Origin of the sequence: Microbacterium sp. PF5 (assembly GCF_004794315.1) — a bacterium.
Lineage (GTDB): Bacteria > Actinomycetota > Actinomycetes > Actinomycetales > Microbacteriaceae > Microbacterium > Microbacterium sufflavum.
Genome location: NZ_SSDQ01000124.1, coordinates 24977 through 38236 on the forward strand (window position 1 = coordinate 24977; position 13260 = coordinate 38236).

Genomic DNA, 13260 nt, shown 5'->3' on the forward strand with positions numbered 1-13260 from the left:
GATCCGGAGGGTTGACATACGCGTGGGTTACATGGTTACTTAGTCGAGTAAGTAACCCACCAACCCAGCGGAGGACTCGTGATCGAAGAAGGCAAGCCGCTCTTCCTCCAGATCGCCGAGCAGATCGAGGACTCGATCCTCGACGGCTCACTCGCCGAGGAGGCGCAGGCCCCTTCCACGAACGAGCTCGCCGCGTTCTACCGCATCAACCCCGCCACGGCGGCGAAGGGAGTCGCGATGCTCACCGAAAAGGGAGTGCTCCACAAGCGCCGAGGCATCGGCATGTTCGTCTCGGAAGGCGCCAGGGACCTGCTCCTCGGCGAGCGCCGCGCGGCCTTCGCCGACCGCTACATCGACCCGCTCCTCGCGGAGGCCCGCACGCTGGGCCTCGGCGCGGAAGACCTCGCGGACCTGCTCCGGCAGCGCGCCGCACACACCCCCACCCCAGAAGGGAAGAACCCCGCATGACCGCCGTCATCGAGGTGCAGAACCTCACCAAGCGCTACAAGGAGAAGAGGGCGCTCGACAACGTCTCGCTCACCCTCGAAGGGGGCTCGATCTACGGGCTCCTCGGCCGCAACGGTGCCGGGAAGACGACCCTCATGTCGATCCTCACGGCCCAGAACTTCGAATCGTCCGGCACCGTGAAGGTGTTCGGCGAGCACCCGTACGAGAACGCACACGTGCTCGGCCGCATCTGCTTCGTGCGCGAGAGCCAGAAGTACCCGGACGACGCCTACCCGAAGCACGCGTTCAAGGCCGCGAGCCTGTTCTTCCCGAACTGGGACCAGGCGTTCGCCGACGAGCTGATCGCGGAGTTCCAGCTGCCGATGAAGCAGACCATCAAGAAGCTGTCGCGTGGACAGCTCTCGGCGGTCGGCGTGATCATCGGACTCGCCTCGCGCGCCGAGATCACCTTCTTCGACGAGCCGTACCTCGGGCTCGACGCGGTCGCCCGGCAGATCTTCTACGACCGCCTGGTGGAGGACTACTCCGAGCACCCGCGCACCATCATCCTGTCCTCGCACCTGATCGACGAGGTGTCGAACCTCATCGAGAAGGTCATCGTGATCGACAACGGACGGATCCTGCTGAACGAGGACACCGATGCCGTGCGTGACCGCGCGGTGACCGTGGTGGGCGAGGCCGCGAAGGTCGACGCCTGGGCGGAGGGCCGCGAGATCCTGCACCGCGACGAGCTCGGCCGGGTGGCCTCGGTCACCGTCATGGGCCGGCTCTCGCCCGAGGAGCGCTCCGCGGTCGTCGCCGCGGGCCTCGACCTCACGCCGGTGTCGCTGCAGCAGCTCGTCGTCCGGCTCACCCAGAAGAACGACGCCGCCGCCGACAGAGCCGGTGCGGTGAAGGAGGAGGTCCGCTGATGCGCACGTTCAACGTCATCCGCCTGCAGCTGATCAACAAGGGCACCTTCATCTGGTACCCGCTCATGATCCTCGGCGCGGCCACGATCATCTCGATCCTGATCTACGCGATGATCCCCGTCGACACCCCCAAGTACGGCGGGGGCGGCCAGGCGCCGCTCTGGTACTTCTTCGCGGTGGGCATGTCGGCGATGACCCTCACGTTCCCGTTCTCGCAGGCGATGAGCATCACGCGCCGGGAGTTCTTCTTCGGCACGATGCTGACGGCCATCCTCGGCAGCGCGATCATGGGCGTGCTCTTCCTGATCGGCGGCGGCATCGAGATGCTCACCGACGGCTGGGGGGTCAACGGCTACCTGTTCTACCTGCCGTGGCTGTGGGACGCGGGACCCCTGGGCGCCTTCGTGGTGTTCTTCACGCTCGCCCTGTTCTTCTTCGTGGTCGGCTTCACCGGCGCGACGATCTACAAGAGCTGGGGTCAGCTGGTGCTGCTGATCGTGAGCATCGGCCTGGGGCTCATCCTGGTGGGGCTGGTGTTCCTCGCGACACGGCTCGACCTGTGGAACCACGTCGGCGCGACGATCATGGACCTCGGCGCCCTCGGCCTGGCCGTGTGGGGCCTGGTGATCACCGCCGTCCTGACCGTCGTCTCGTTCCTCGCCTTCCGGCGGACCATCCCCTGATCGGACCACCCGGCACGAGGGATGCCGCGGCCGCGCACTCGGTGCGGGCCGCGGCATCCGTGCGTCCGGGCACTACCCGCAGACCGCAGCGGAGGCAACCCCACTCCTCCGCCGTCCGTTCGCGCGTAACGTCCAGGAGCAGAACCCGCCCGTCCGAGGAGAGAGCATGCCGTGACGCCCGAGGAACGCCGCCTCCGCGACCACCCGCGCCTGCGCCTGCGCGAACGCCGGTCGTACCTCTCGCGCACCCTGCGCGACGCCGTGCGACCGCCGCGGCTGCTGCTCGTGGCGAAGACGGCGCTCGCGGTCGGGCTCGCGTGGGCCGTCGCGCCGCACATGCCGGGCGTCACCGACGAGTATCCGTACTACGCGCCGCTCGGTGCTCTGGTGAGCATGTACCCGACGCTGATGGGCTCGATGCGCTCGAGCCTGCAGACGCTGTTCGGGCTCGCCGCGGGCATCGGCCTGGCCGCCCTGATCGTGCTCACCGTCGGTCCGACGTGGTGGACCATCCCGCTCGTGGTGGGTCTGGGCGTGCTGCTGTCGGGCACGGGATGGTTCGGCGCCGGGCGCGAGTACGTGCCGATGGCCGCGCTGTTCGTGCTGATCATCGGGGGACAGAACGCCGACGACTACTCGGTGGGGTACCTGGCGCAGATGGCCGTCGGCGTGGTGATCGGGCTCCTGGTGAACCTGCTGATCGCGCCCGCACCGCTCGCCGCGGCGGCTGCGTCGAGGGTGGAGTCCTTCCGCACGCAGCTGGGCGAGCACCTGCACGACATCGGGTACGCGGTGTCGGAGTCGTGGCCGCCGGAGACCGCACAGTGGGCGGAGGACGCGGCGTCCCTCGCCGAGACCACCGCCGATCTGCGGGCGGCGCTGGCCGAGGCCGACGAGAGCGTGCGGTACAACCCACGCGCGCGACGCCGGCACGTGGGGACAGCGCACATCCACGAGGACCTCTCGACGCTCGACCGCATCGCCCACCTGATCCGCGACATCGCCGATGCGACCGCCGACACCATCTGGGACCGGCCCGCCGCCATCCCGCTCGACCCCGCACTGCCCGAGCCCCTGTCGGCGGCCTGCCATGCGGTGGCCGACGTGATCGCCGAACCCGATCCCGGCTCCAGCGAGGCGCACCGCCGGCGGGGTGAGGCCGCGCGGGCGATCCGCCTGCTGCTGGAGCGTGTGGACGACCGCACGTTCGACGCGCGCAGCACGATGGGTCCCGGCGTGCTGACGGCGATGCACCTGCGGCGGATCCTGATCCTCAGCGGCGAGCGCCCGGACGGCGGCGGGTGAGTCAGGGCGACGGGTGAGTCAGATGGTGTCGTCGGCGACGACGATGTCGAGCTGCCAGTAGCGACCGTCGGGGTCTGTGGCGTCGTGCGCGTCGTCGGCCGCCGACAGCACGTCGTTGACCTGGCGCATCACGTCTTCGAACTCGGCCTCGGTCAGGCGGATCGTGCGCTGCACGAACGACGCGTGCACCTCGGTCGTGCGGCCGGCGACGTAGTCGGGGCTCCAGGCGAGTACGCGGCGCACCAGCTCGCCGTGCTCCTCCGCCAGGGCGGCGACCACCGCGCCGCCGAGCGCCTCATCGGCCACCGGGTTCTGCGGGTCGCCGAGGTTGAGGGCGCGCTTGCGTCCGGTCCAGACCCGGTCGCGGCGGTCGCGCGCGCGGTCGGGAGCCTCCTCGATGAGTCCGGCGTCGGCGAGCACCCGGAGGTGGAAGCTCGCGCTGTTCGCGGGAACGCCGAGCTCGGCGGCGATGTCGGCGGCCCGCAGGTGCTCGCGGCGCGCGATGAGGCGCAGGATCCGGCGGCGCAGCGGATGCGAGTAGGCCTTCAGCATCGCCGAGGTCATGAAGACGGCGTCGTCGCCCGCGCTCGTCCCCGCGTCGTCGGCCATGCCCCGATCCTACCGGCGGACAATTGCGCACCTCTAGTTGCGCAATTTATGTTGCGCATCTATGGTCGAGCCATGACCACCGCCACCACCCCCCACCGCCTGTGGCGCAACACCCGCTACCTCACCTGGCTCGTGAGCGACACCAGCAAGGGGCTCGCCGCCTCCCTGTTCGGCTTCGCCGTCCCGCTCCTGGCGCTCCTCATCACGAACGACCCCGCGCAGGCGGGCATCATCGGCGCCGCCGGACTCGTCGCCCGCGTGCTGCTCACGCTCGCCGGGGGCGTGCTCGCCGACCGCCACCGGCGCATCGTCCTCATGCTGCTCGGCTCCCTGCTGGGCATCGTCCTCGCGGGCGCCTTCACTCTGCTCGCGAGCGGCGACGCCCTCACCTTCACGTCACTGCTCGTGATCGACGTGCTGCTCGCCGCCCGCAGCGGCCTGTTCGACGTGGCCGGCGAGAGCGCGCTCAAGGAGATCGTGCCCGACGGGGCGATGGGCCGCGCCCAGGCCGCGAACCAGGGCAGGGACGCGGCGCTCCAGCTCGCCGGCGGCCCACTGGGCGGACTGCTCCTCGGCCTCGGCGGCTGGGTGGTCGGTGCGGTCATGACGCTGTGCCACGCCGTCGCCGCGGTGACCGCCTGGATGCTGCGCCGCCAGACGCGACGGGCGGGGATCGCCGACACCGGAGCCGAGGACGACGCGCCGGCGGACGAGCCGGCCCTGCGTCCCCACGCGGGGCGCGAGCTGCGGGAAGGCTTCACCTGGCTGCTCTCCCGCCGCGACCTCGGTGGCGTGATGATCATCCTCACCATCGTGAACCTCGGGTTCAACGCGGCCATCACGACCGTCGTCTACGCGCTGCAGCAGGCGGGGCACTCCGAGCTGCTGATCGGCACCCTGAGCGCGGTGATCGGCGCGGTCATGCTGGTCGGGGCCGTGCTGGCGCCGCTGCTCGTGCCGCGCGTCCCCGCGGGCATCCTCACGGTGGGCGGCCTCGCCGTGGTCGCGCTCGGCGCGGTCGCGCTCACCACGGTGCGCGAGCCCTGGGCGATCGCGGTGGTGCTCGGCGCGTCGGTCCTGCTGCTCCCCGCGCTGAACGCCGCCCTCCTCGGCTACTTCATGGTCGCGACACCCTCGCGGCTGCTCGGCCGCGCGAACAGTGCCATCGGGGTGCTCGCGATGGGGGCGATGCCCCTGGCCCCGCTGATCGCCGGGTTCGGGCTCTCCTGGCTCGGCCGCGAGGGCACGATCCTCGTGTGCGCCGGCCTGTGCCTGGTCGCGGCCGCGCTCGCGCTCGGCAATCGCGCGCTGCGTGCCCTCCCGGTCGAGGCGCGGTGGGCCGAGCACGCGGCCACCTTCGCGGCCGAGTAGCGCGAGGGCGGGCGGGAGTCAGGCGCCGATCAGTCGACTGACGGCCAAGCGGTTGAGCGACACGTGCTGCTCCGCCGCGTCGATCGCCAGCCGACGGTGCGCCTCCGGTGTGAGCCGAACCAGGAACTTGCCGGAGTAGGAGCGGTCGGAGATGGCCACGGGCGGCTCCTCCCCGTTCGCCGTCATGTCGTCGAGCACATCGGCGACGAGCTGTCGGATACCCCGGAACGCGTCGCCCTGGTCCTCCGACACCCAGGACAGCGAAGGCAACTCGGCAACCGTGCCGACATACGCGGCGTCCTCCGGGGACCATCGAACGCGGTATGCGTAGTGGTCAGGCTTCACTGTCGACATGTCCCGCTCCCTTCAGTCTGTCGATCGCCGCCAGGACCTGCCGGACCTGGTAGGCCTTCGCCGTTCCGTGATCGCTCTGGATGTTCACCCGCGGGTCTCCTGCCCAAGGCATTCGATACACGCGGTGGGAGGTGCCGCGCTGCCGCGGCTCTCCGAAGTGATGATCGCAAACCTTCACGAGGTCGGCGAATCGCACGCCTTTCGGTTGCGCCCGCATGCGTGCAACGAGGCCTTCCACAGATCCCATGATCGTGGATGGTATCAATAACGATACCATCCACGATCCGGCTGTGGAAAGCCCGCCCTCATGTATCACCGGACTCTTGCCGCGCTCCTGGTAGGTGTGATCACAATGGGCTTCATGATCGACGGTGCCTCCGGCGCCGCCCCCCTCGATCCTGCATCCGACGACGGCCGGGCACGGTGGGAACGTGCCGCTGACCTGTTCGGCGCATGGCGCGAAGGCGACGGCCGCGCGATGGATGAGCTCGTGCGACTGCTGTCGCCCGTGCTCTGGCACGTCGTCCGCGCCTACGGGCTCGAACGCACCCTCGCGGAAGACGTGGTGCAGACCACGTGGCTGCGGCTCGTCCGCGGTCACGGCTCGATCGCCGACCCGCGCGCCGTGTCGGCCTGGCTCACCACGACCGCCCGCCGCGAGGCGTGGAAGGCCGCGAAGGCCAACGGCCGCATCGACACGACCGAGGCCGACGACCTCGACACCCTCCTGCCCGAACAGGCCTCGGCCGAGGACCACGCGACGCTCGGCGACGAGAACCGCCGACTCTGGCTCGCCGTGCGCCGCCTGACCGAGCGGTGCCAGCGCCTGCTCCGCGTGATCGCCTTCGACGACCGCCCCGACTACGCCCGCCTCGCGACCGACCTCGGCATGCCCGTCGGCAGCATCGGGCCGACCCGCAGCCGGTGCCTCGCCAAGCTGCGCGACCTGCTCGACGCCCCGGCGCCGCACACCGGAGGGGGACGCTCATGAGCGATCACGACGACGCCCGCCTGTTCGCGCGCCTGCGCACCGTGTGGGACGAGATCGACCCGGTGCCGGCCGGACTGATCGACCGCATGGTCGCCGCGGTCGCCGCCGACGGGCTCAACCGCGAGTACGCGCTGCTGACCCTCGTGGAGGGGCAGCTCGGCGCCGTGCGGGGAGACGCCGACGCGCTCACGCTGCAGTTCAGCGACGGCACCACGAGCATCCTGCTGCACGTGACCACCACCGCGTCCGGACGGCGCCGCGTCGACGGCTGGGTCGACACCACCGCCGCGCGGATCGTGCTGGCCCAGGGCGACCGCACGCGCACCACGACGCCCGCGGAGACCGGACGCTTCCAGTTCGACGACGTCCCGCCCGGGCTCAGCCGCGTGCGGCTGACCACGCTCGACGGCGACGAGGAACGCACGCTGGAGACCCCGCAGTTCGAGCTGTGACGGCGGGCGAGGGAGCCCGCACGGAGAGGATGACCGATGGAGCAGCCCCAGGGATGGACGTGGCAGGACCGCGCGGAGGGATCGATCCGCCGCGGCACCGCTCTCGACCCGAGCACGGAACCCGTGGACGGCATCCGCGCCTTCCCCACCGCGTACCTGCCCGAACGCCTGCTGATCACGCGCACCGTCGGTGACCAGGAGGCATACGACCGCGAGGTGCGCACGCTGCGCGACGCCGCCGACACCTTCGGCTGGCGGCTCGAGATCGAATCGGCGGAGCGCGAGGTCGGCGGCGACGAGCTGGTACCGGGCGTCGCCGGGTTCCTGCGCGCGCGCCTGACCACGCCCGACGAGCCGGCCAGGGGCGAGTCGCCCGTGGCGCCGGACGCCTGGCGGGTGCTGCAGCGGGCACGGCGCCTGTCGCGGTCGACCATGCCGCGCACGAGCCTCGAGCACGTGCTGTCGATCGACCCCGTCGGCCTCAACCCCTTCACGCGCACGAACCCGTTCACACGCACCAACCCGTTCACCCGCACCAACCCCGTGCGCGGCGCCGGTGCGGGCACCGGCGGCAGCGACGACTACCTGGAGCCGGGCCGCGGGGCACGGCAGCCCGTCTCGTGGCTGGGGCCCGCGCCCGTGCGCGCTCCAGCGCCGAAGCGCGGACGACGCCCGGTCGTCGCGGTGCTCGACACGGGCTGCGGCGAGCACGCCTGGCTGCCGTCCGACATCGTCACGCGGCACATCGAGCTCGACGGCGTCCCGGTCGGGCTCACCGACGACGCCGACCCCGAACGCTACCCCGACCTGTACGGGCAGCTCGACGGCGAGATCGACGCGGTGGCCGGGCACGGCACGTTCATCTCGGGGATCGTGCGGCAGACCGCACCCGACGCCGACATCCTGTCGATCCGGGTGGCCGGCGCGCTCGGAGTGGTCGACGAGAGCACCCTGCTGGAGACCGTGGCGCAGGTGGTGGAGCTGCTGCGCCGGCACCGGGAGGACCCGAAGACGGGCTTCCCCATCGACGTGCTCAACCTGTCGCTCAGCTACTACCACGAGACCCCGACCGACGGGCTGTTCAGCCGCACGCTGTACGAGCTGCTGGCGAAGGCGCGCGAGCTCGGCTGCGTGGTCGTGTGCTCGGCCGGCAACGACGCGATCGACCGGCCGTCCTTCCCGGCGTCGCTGTGGCCGTGGCCGGGAGCCGACAACGGGCTGCCCGCCGACAAGGGCGCCCCGCACGTGGCCGTCGGCGCCCTCAACCCGTCGTCGCGCTCGGTCGCGCTGTTCTCCAACGTCGGGCCCTGGGTGCACGTGTACGCCCCGGGCGCGGCGGTCGTCAGCACCTCGCCCGCGTTCGTCGGCGGTGCCCAGGCGGCGACCAGGGCCGACATCGACGGACTGGTGCGTGAGACCCTCGACCCCGACGACTACCGGGGCGGCTTCGCGGTCTGGAGCGGCACGTCGTTCGCAGCGCCGTACCTCGCCGGTCGCATCGCGGCGGAGCTCGGGGCCGTCCCGGTGGCGGGCGCGACCCCGGCCGCGGCGGCGAAGGCCGTGTCCGCCGTGCTCGCCGAGCTCCCCGACCCGCACGACCGCGGCTGACCCGCACTCTTCCCCACCGGGGTCGCGGCACGGCATCCTGGACGGATGCCCCTGTCCGCGAGCGAGCTGCATCGACGCGGCGTCGACGCGGCGAACACGCGACGGTTCGCGCAGGCCCGCCGTGCCCTCGACGCCGCAGCCGCGCGCACCGACGACCCCGAGCTGCGCGCCCGGATCGACGGCACCCGCGCCTACGTGCTGACGCAGACCGGTGACCCCGCGGCCGCCGAGGAACTGTGCCGGGCGGCCCTCGCGCGCGCGGGACTGCAGCCCGAGACGGTGGCGCTGCTCGGCGGCCAGCTCGGCACCCTGCTCATGCACCGCGGACGACTGCCCGAGGCCGAGGCCGAGCTCTCCCGCGCCATCGACGCGCTCTCCGCCGCGGGGACCGAGAGCACCGAGCTCGCGAACTGCCTGATGAACCGCTCGGTCGTGCGCATGCAGCGCCACGAGCTCGACGCGTGCGTCGCCGACCTCCGCCGCGCCCTCGCCGTGTATCAGGCGCATGACGCCCGCGGCCCGGTCGCCGAGGCCACGCACAACCTGGGCTACGCGGCGCTGCTGGGCGGCGACCTCGTGGGCGCCCTCGCGCTCATGACCCGCTCCCGCCCCGCCCTGGCGGAGGTGAGCGACCTGGCCGCCGCGATCGCCGACCTCGACCGGGCAGAGGTGCTCCGCGACGCGGGCCTGACGACCGAGGCCGAGGTGCTGCTCGGGCGGGTGGCCGTGCAGTTCGGGGCGCAGCGCATGCGGCAGGCGCGCGGCGAGGCCGAGTTCCACCTGGCGCGGTCGCTGCTACGCCATGATCCCGCGCTCGCCGAGCGCGCGGCACGTCTGGCCGCCCGACGGTTCACCGCCCTCGCGACACCGGGGTGGACGGCGCGGGCCGAGGCCGTGCGACTGGAGGCACGGCAGCGCGCCCACCCCGACCGGGCGATCCCGGCCGAGGAGTTCGAGCGTGTCGCCCGTGACCTCGACCGCAGCGGATTCCGCACCGAGGCGACGGCGCTGCGCCTGGCCGCACGGCGCGACGGAGCTGGGCGGCTGCCCCGCATCGCCGCGTCCGCCCCCACGCCCCTGCGGCTGCGCGTCCACGAGGTGCGGGCAGCGAGGGCCCTGCACCGAGGCCGTGACCGGGCGGCGCTGCGGGCCGCGGGCGAGGGCCTCGACCTGCTGTCGTCGTGGCAGCAGTCGTTCGGCGCGCTCGACCTGCAGGCCTCGGTCGCGATGCACGCGAGCGACCTCGTGTTCACCGGGCTCACGGCGGCGGCGCGCCTCGGCGACCCGGAGACCCTGTTCGAGTGGTCGGAGCGGGCGCGTCACCTCAGCCAGCAGGTCGCGCCGGTGCGGCCCCCGCACGACGCGGACCTGGCGGCGGACCTGGCGGAGCTGCGGATGCTGCGGGCAGAGCTCGCGGGTGCCGACTGGACGACCGACGCGCGGGTGCGGATGCTGCGCGACCGGGTGCGCGAGAGACAGTGGACGGCGACCGGCTCCGGCGCCGCGCGCGAGCGGCTCGGCCTGGCGGCGGCGTCTGCACTCCTCCCGCGCGACACCGCGGTGTTCTCCTACGTCTTCACCGGCTCCGAGCTGCACGCCGTGGCGGTGACCGAGGGCCGGGCGCGCATCGTGGAGCTGGACTGGCCGCGGGTGCGGGCGGCGCTCGACGGGCTGCGGGCCGACCTCGACATGGCCGCTCTCACCCGCGGCGGTGCGATGGGTGCGGTCACGCAGCGGTCCCTCGTCGCGCGGCTGGAGCTGCTCGACGCGGGGCTGCTCGCACCGCTGCGGCGGGCCGTGCCGCGGGCGTCGCGCGTGGCGATCACGGTGCCCGGCATCCTCGGGGGCGTGCCGTGGGCCATGCTGCCCGGCATGCGCGGGTTGCCGTTCACGCTCCTCACGTCGGTGTCGCGGTGGCTCGGAGACGACCGGGCACCGCGCGCCGCGTCGCCCGTCGTGGGCTTCGCCGCCGGTCCTCGCGTGCGCCGCGCGGGCGAGGAGGTGCAGCGTGCGGCCTCGGCCTGGACGGACCGTGCCTCGACGCGCGTGTACGAGGGTGCGGAGGCGACCGTGGGTGCGGTGACGTCCCTCGCGGGCGACGCGGAGCTGCTGCACATCGCGGCGCACGGACGGCACGCGGTCGACAACCCCCTGTTCTCCGGGTTCGAGCTGAGCGACGGCACGCTGTTCGGCTACGACGTGGACCTGATCCCGCGGGCGCCGCGCACCGTCATCCTGTCGGCGTGTGAGCTGGGGCGCTCGTCGGTGCGCTGGGGGGAGGAGGCGCTGGGCATGACGCGGGTGTGGTTGCACGCGGGCACCGAGTGCGTGATCGCGGCACCCGTCGCGGTGCCCGACGACGATGCGTGCGAGCTGCTGGCGGCCGTGCACGCCGGGCTCACCGAGGGCGCTGCACCGGCGGACGCCCTGGCCTCCGCGGCCGTCACGACGGGCGTGATCGCGCCGTTCCAGTGCCACGGCGACGGATTCTGACCTTTTTCTCCAATCGGTGTATCAGAACCGCAGGCGGTGACTCCTGTTCTTCGGAAGGTGTCGCAGGCGAAGGGCCTCGAAGGAGGAGGCGCGAGGGAGGCGCCGTCGGATCTGGGGAAACAGCGCACTGGGGAGCGCGCACGACAGGGACACCAACTGCTCTGGGGAGCCGCGGATGCAGCCGCGACACCTCACAGGGCCTCGGCGATCTGGGGACGCCGGGGCCCTTGGGGCCCCCGCTGCGCGGACTCAGGCGAGGAGCACCGTCACAGGTCGAGGAAGTCTCCCAGCCACAGCCGGACGGAGGCGAGACAGTCCGCGGACACCCTCCCCGCGACGCCCGTGATCCGTTCCCGCGTGAGCGTGCGCGGCTGCTCGGTCATGACCCAGGACGGACGGTCCAGTCCGCTCGGCCCGTCGATGCGGATGTGATTGGGCCACCCACGGTCGGTCGTGGTGATCGGCAAGCCGATCACCAGGGTGGTGACGGCGTCCAGATACCCGGCGGAGGCGACGAGGAGGACGGGTCGGTGTCCGCCCTGTTCGCGGCCGCGCACCGGTTCCAACGACACCCAGACGATCACTCCGGGGGCGAGGTCAGGGTCTGCCATCAGGAGGCGTCTGCCGATTCGACCCGCTCCCACGCCGCCGTCTCGGCCGCATGCGAAGCGGCGTCCTCGGGAGAGGAGAGGGCGACCGCCGTGCGCAGCGACTCGAGGCGTCGGCGGCGATCCTCGGCGTCGGCGAGATGGGCGAGGTGAGCGCCCAGTGTCAGCCCGTCGCGAGCCGCCTGATCCTTCAGCCGATCGCGGAGCTCGTCACTCACCTTGATCGTCGTGGTCATACTTTCAGTATACCGAGCCCCCGCTGCGCGGGCTCAGGCGAGGAGCACGACGTACCCGGCGGTGCGCAGCGCCTCGACCAGCGCGGGCTCGGCCCCGCGGTCGGTGATGACGGTGTGGAACAGCTCGGGTCCGCCCACCGCGGAGAACGCCTCGACGCCGAGCTTGCTGCCGTCGGTCACCACGACCGCGCGCCGGGCACGCTCGGCCATCATGCGGTTCACGGCGGCCTCGCGCTCGTCCTGCGTGGTGGCACCCGCCGCGGCGTCCATGCCGTTCACGCCCAGGAACGCGATGTCGAGCCGCACCCCGCGCAGCAGCTGTTCCACGAACGGCCCCACGAGCTCGTACGTGCGGGAGTGGATGACGCCGCCGGTGACCACGACCTTGATGTCGGGCCGCGTGGCGAGCTGTGCCGCGATGTTGACCGCGTTCGTGACGACCGTGACCCCGCCGTCGGCGGCCAGGTCCTCCCTGGCGGCGAGGGCGGCCGCGATCGCGGTCGTCGTGGTGCCCCCGGAGAGACCCACCACCATGCCGGGCGACACCAGGTCGGCCGCGGCCTGGGCGATGCTCGCCTTCTCGTGCGTGCGCAGGTGGCTCTTGTAGCGGATGGGCAGCTCGTAGGCGACCGTCTGCGCCACCGCACCGCCGTGCGTGCGCGTGAGCAGGCGCTGCTCGGCCAGGGTGTCGAGGTCGCGGCGGGTGGTGGCCGGCGAGGCGCCGAACCGGTCGACGAGCTCGTCCACCGTGACCTCACCGCTGGCGGCGAGCAGGTCGAGGATCGCGTTCAGCCGTGCCGCCCGCTTCACCGCGTGCTCCCGGAGGAGTGCTGCGGCGGGAACCCGTGACCTCCGTGGTGACGGCCGACCGCGAGCGCCTGCGGCCCTGTCGCCGCCACGCTCATCCCGCGGCCGCCGTGTCGGTCTGCAGCGCGAACAGCCGCAGCATCCGCGCCGCCTCCTGCGCCAGCGCGTCGCGGGCGGGTGCGAGGTACTTCCGGGAGTCGACCAGCCGCTCGTCGCGGTCCAGCACATCGCGCACGGCCCGCGTGAAGAAGCCGTTCAGATGGGTCGAGACGTTGATCTTGGTCATGCCCGCCCGCACCGCGTCGGCGATCACGGCGTCGGCCACCCCGGACGAGCCGTGCAGCACGAGGGGCACGTCCGGGGT

General features: G+C 72.5%; 16 protein-coding genes. 9 read left to right on the plus strand and 7 right to left on the minus strand.

All coding sequences use genetic code 11. The annotated features are described in order from the left end of the window. Positions 1 to 78 precede the first annotated feature (78 nt). The 4 genes from DW297_RS10870 (at position 79) to DW297_RS10885 (ending at position 3367) form a co-directional block, all read left to right on the plus strand. Positions 79 to 468, plus strand: coding sequence for a GntR family transcriptional regulator (locus tag DW297_RS10870; RefSeq protein ID WP_136032229.1), 390 nt, complete (start codon positions 79 to 81; stop codon positions 466 to 468). Beyond that, positions 465 to 1379, plus strand: coding sequence for an ABC transporter ATP-binding protein (locus DW297_RS10875; protein WP_136032230.1), 915 nt, complete (start codon positions 465 to 467; stop codon positions 1377 to 1379). Before DW297_RS10870 ends, DW297_RS10875 begins: the two co-directional genes overlap by 4 nt. After that, positions 1379 to 2062, plus strand: a complete 684-nt coding sequence (locus DW297_RS10880) for a hypothetical protein (RefSeq protein WP_136032232.1) — start codon at positions 1379 to 1381, stop codon at positions 2060 to 2062. Before DW297_RS10875 ends, DW297_RS10880 begins: the two co-directional genes overlap by 1 nt. A 171-nt stretch (positions 2063 to 2233) precedes the next feature. Continuing rightward, a complete protein-coding gene (locus DW297_RS10885; RefSeq protein ID WP_240744590.1) occupies positions 2234 to 3367 on the plus strand; it encodes an FUSC family protein in 1134 nt (377 codons plus the stop codon). An 18-nt stretch (positions 3368 to 3385) separates the two neighbouring features. Here the strand turns inward: DW297_RS10885 and DW297_RS10890 are convergent, their stop codons facing one another. Beyond that, positions 3386 to 3976, minus strand: coding sequence for a winged helix-turn-helix domain-containing protein (locus DW297_RS10890; RefSeq protein ID WP_136032234.1), 591 nt, complete (start codon positions 3974 to 3976; stop codon positions 3386 to 3388). A gap of 72 nt (positions 3977 to 4048) precedes the next feature. Between DW297_RS10890 and DW297_RS10895 the strand changes: the two genes are divergently transcribed. Further along, entirely contained in the window at positions 4049 to 5347 is a 1299-nt protein-coding gene (locus tag DW297_RS10895) for an MFS transporter (protein ID WP_136032237.1), read from the plus strand. A gap of 18 nt (positions 5348 to 5365) precedes the next feature. Here DW297_RS10895 and DW297_RS10900 read toward each other — a convergent pair whose 3' ends face one another. Both DW297_RS10900 and DW297_RS10905 read right to left on the minus strand, forming a co-directional pair. Further along, the gene (locus tag DW297_RS10900; RefSeq protein WP_136032239.1) at positions 5366 to 5701 is read right to left on the minus strand and encodes a type II toxin-antitoxin system HicB family antitoxin; all 336 of its coding nucleotides are present in this window, start codon (positions 5699 to 5701) and stop codon (positions 5366 to 5368) included. Beyond that, a complete protein-coding gene (locus DW297_RS10905; protein WP_136032240.1) occupies positions 5682 to 5948 on the minus strand; it encodes a toxin HicA in 267 nt (88 codons plus the stop codon). The genes DW297_RS10900 and DW297_RS10905 overlap by 20 nt, the downstream gene beginning before the upstream one ends. 114 nt (positions 5949 to 6062) lie before the next feature. Between DW297_RS10905 and DW297_RS10910 the strand changes: the two genes are divergently transcribed. From DW297_RS10910 to DW297_RS10925, 4 genes are read left to right on the plus strand one after another with little or no spacing between them, the layout of a single operon-like run. Next, complete coding sequence (locus tag DW297_RS10910) at positions 6063 to 6692, plus strand: RNA polymerase sigma factor (protein WP_240744591.1); 630 nt, start codon at positions 6063 to 6065, stop codon at positions 6690 to 6692. Beyond that, positions 6689 to 7144, plus strand: a complete 456-nt coding sequence (locus DW297_RS10915) for a hypothetical protein (RefSeq protein WP_136032244.1) — start codon at positions 6689 to 6691, stop codon at positions 7142 to 7144. Before DW297_RS10910 ends, DW297_RS10915 begins: the two co-directional genes overlap by 4 nt. A gap of 36 nt (positions 7145 to 7180) precedes the next feature. Continuing rightward, complete coding sequence (locus DW297_RS10920; protein WP_136032245.1) at positions 7181 to 8752, plus strand: S8 family peptidase; 1572 nt, start codon at positions 7181 to 7183, stop codon at positions 8750 to 8752. A 45-nt stretch (positions 8753 to 8797) separates the two neighbouring features. After that, a complete protein-coding gene (locus DW297_RS10925; protein WP_136032248.1) occupies positions 8798 to 11245 on the plus strand; it encodes a CHAT domain-containing protein in 2448 nt (815 codons plus the stop codon). A gap of 266 nt (positions 11246 to 11511) precedes the next feature. On the opposite strand, the gene DW297_RS10930 is transcribed toward DW297_RS10925, so the two are convergent. The 4 genes from DW297_RS10930 to DW297_RS10945 form a co-directional block, all read right to left on the minus strand. Next, positions 11512 to 11856, minus strand: coding sequence for a type II toxin-antitoxin system PemK/MazF family toxin (locus DW297_RS10930; protein ID WP_136032251.1), 345 nt, complete (start codon positions 11854 to 11856; stop codon positions 11512 to 11514). Beyond that, positions 11856 to 12089: a ribbon-helix-helix protein gene (locus tag DW297_RS10935; RefSeq protein ID WP_136032253.1), complete on the minus strand. Its 234-nt coding sequence runs from the start codon at positions 12087 to 12089 to the stop codon at positions 11856 to 11858. Before DW297_RS10935 ends, DW297_RS10930 begins: the two co-directional genes overlap by 1 nt. Positions 12090 to 12122: 33 nt before the next feature. Continuing rightward, the gene (locus DW297_RS10940) at positions 12123 to 12899 is read right to left on the minus strand and encodes a DeoR/GlpR family DNA-binding transcription regulator (RefSeq protein ID WP_136032255.1); all 777 of its coding nucleotides are present in this window, start codon (positions 12897 to 12899) and stop codon (positions 12123 to 12125) included. Between the two features lie 91 nt (positions 12900 to 12990). Further along, positions 12991 to 13260, minus strand: a 270-nt coding sequence (locus DW297_RS10945; protein WP_205828276.1) for a class II fructose-bisphosphate aldolase, incomplete at its 5' end; no start/stop codon positions are given.

Bases quoted from the DNA above. Each gene is read 5' to 3' on its own strand.
- DW297_RS10905 (WP_136032240.1), bottom strand. From the start codon at position 5,948: ATGGGATCTGTGGAAGGCCTCGTTGCACGCATGCGGGCGCAACCGAAA.
- DW297_RS10890 (WP_136032234.1), bottom strand. From the start codon at position 3,976: ATGGCCGACGACGCGGGGACGAGCGCGGGCGACGACGCCGTCTTCATG.
- DW297_RS10930 (WP_136032251.1), bottom strand. From the start codon at position 11,856: ATGGCAGACCCTGACCTCGCCCCCGGAGTGATCGTCTGGGTGTCGTTG.
- DW297_RS10915 (WP_136032244.1), top strand. From the start codon at position 6,689: ATGAGCGATCACGACGACGCCCGCCTGTTCGCGCGCCTGCGCACCGTG.
- DW297_RS10895 (WP_136032237.1), top strand. From the start codon at position 4,049: ATGACCACCGCCACCACCCCCCACCGCCTGTGGCGCAACACCCGCTAC.
- DW297_RS10910 (WP_240744591.1), top strand. From the start codon at position 6,063: ATGATCGACGGTGCCTCCGGCGCCGCCCCCCTCGATCCTGCATCCGAC.
- DW297_RS10880 (WP_136032232.1), top strand. From the start codon at position 1,379: ATGCGCACGTTCAACGTCATCCGCCTGCAGCTGATCAACAAGGGCACC.
- DW297_RS10875 (WP_136032230.1), top strand. From the start codon at position 465: ATGACCGCCGTCATCGAGGTGCAGAACCTCACCAAGCGCTACAAGGAG.
- DW297_RS10920 (WP_136032245.1), top strand. From the start codon at position 7,181: ATGGAGCAGCCCCAGGGATGGACGTGGCAGGACCGCGCGGAGGGATCG.
- DW297_RS10925 (WP_136032248.1), top strand. From the start codon at position 8,798: ATGCCCCTGTCCGCGAGCGAGCTGCATCGACGCGGCGTCGACGCGGCG.
- DW297_RS10900 (WP_136032239.1), bottom strand. From the start codon at position 5,701: ATGTCGACAGTGAAGCCTGACCACTACGCATACCGCGTTCGATGGTCC.
- DW297_RS10935 (WP_136032253.1), bottom strand. From the start codon at position 12,089: ATGACCACGACGATCAAGGTGAGTGACGAGCTCCGCGATCGGCTGAAG.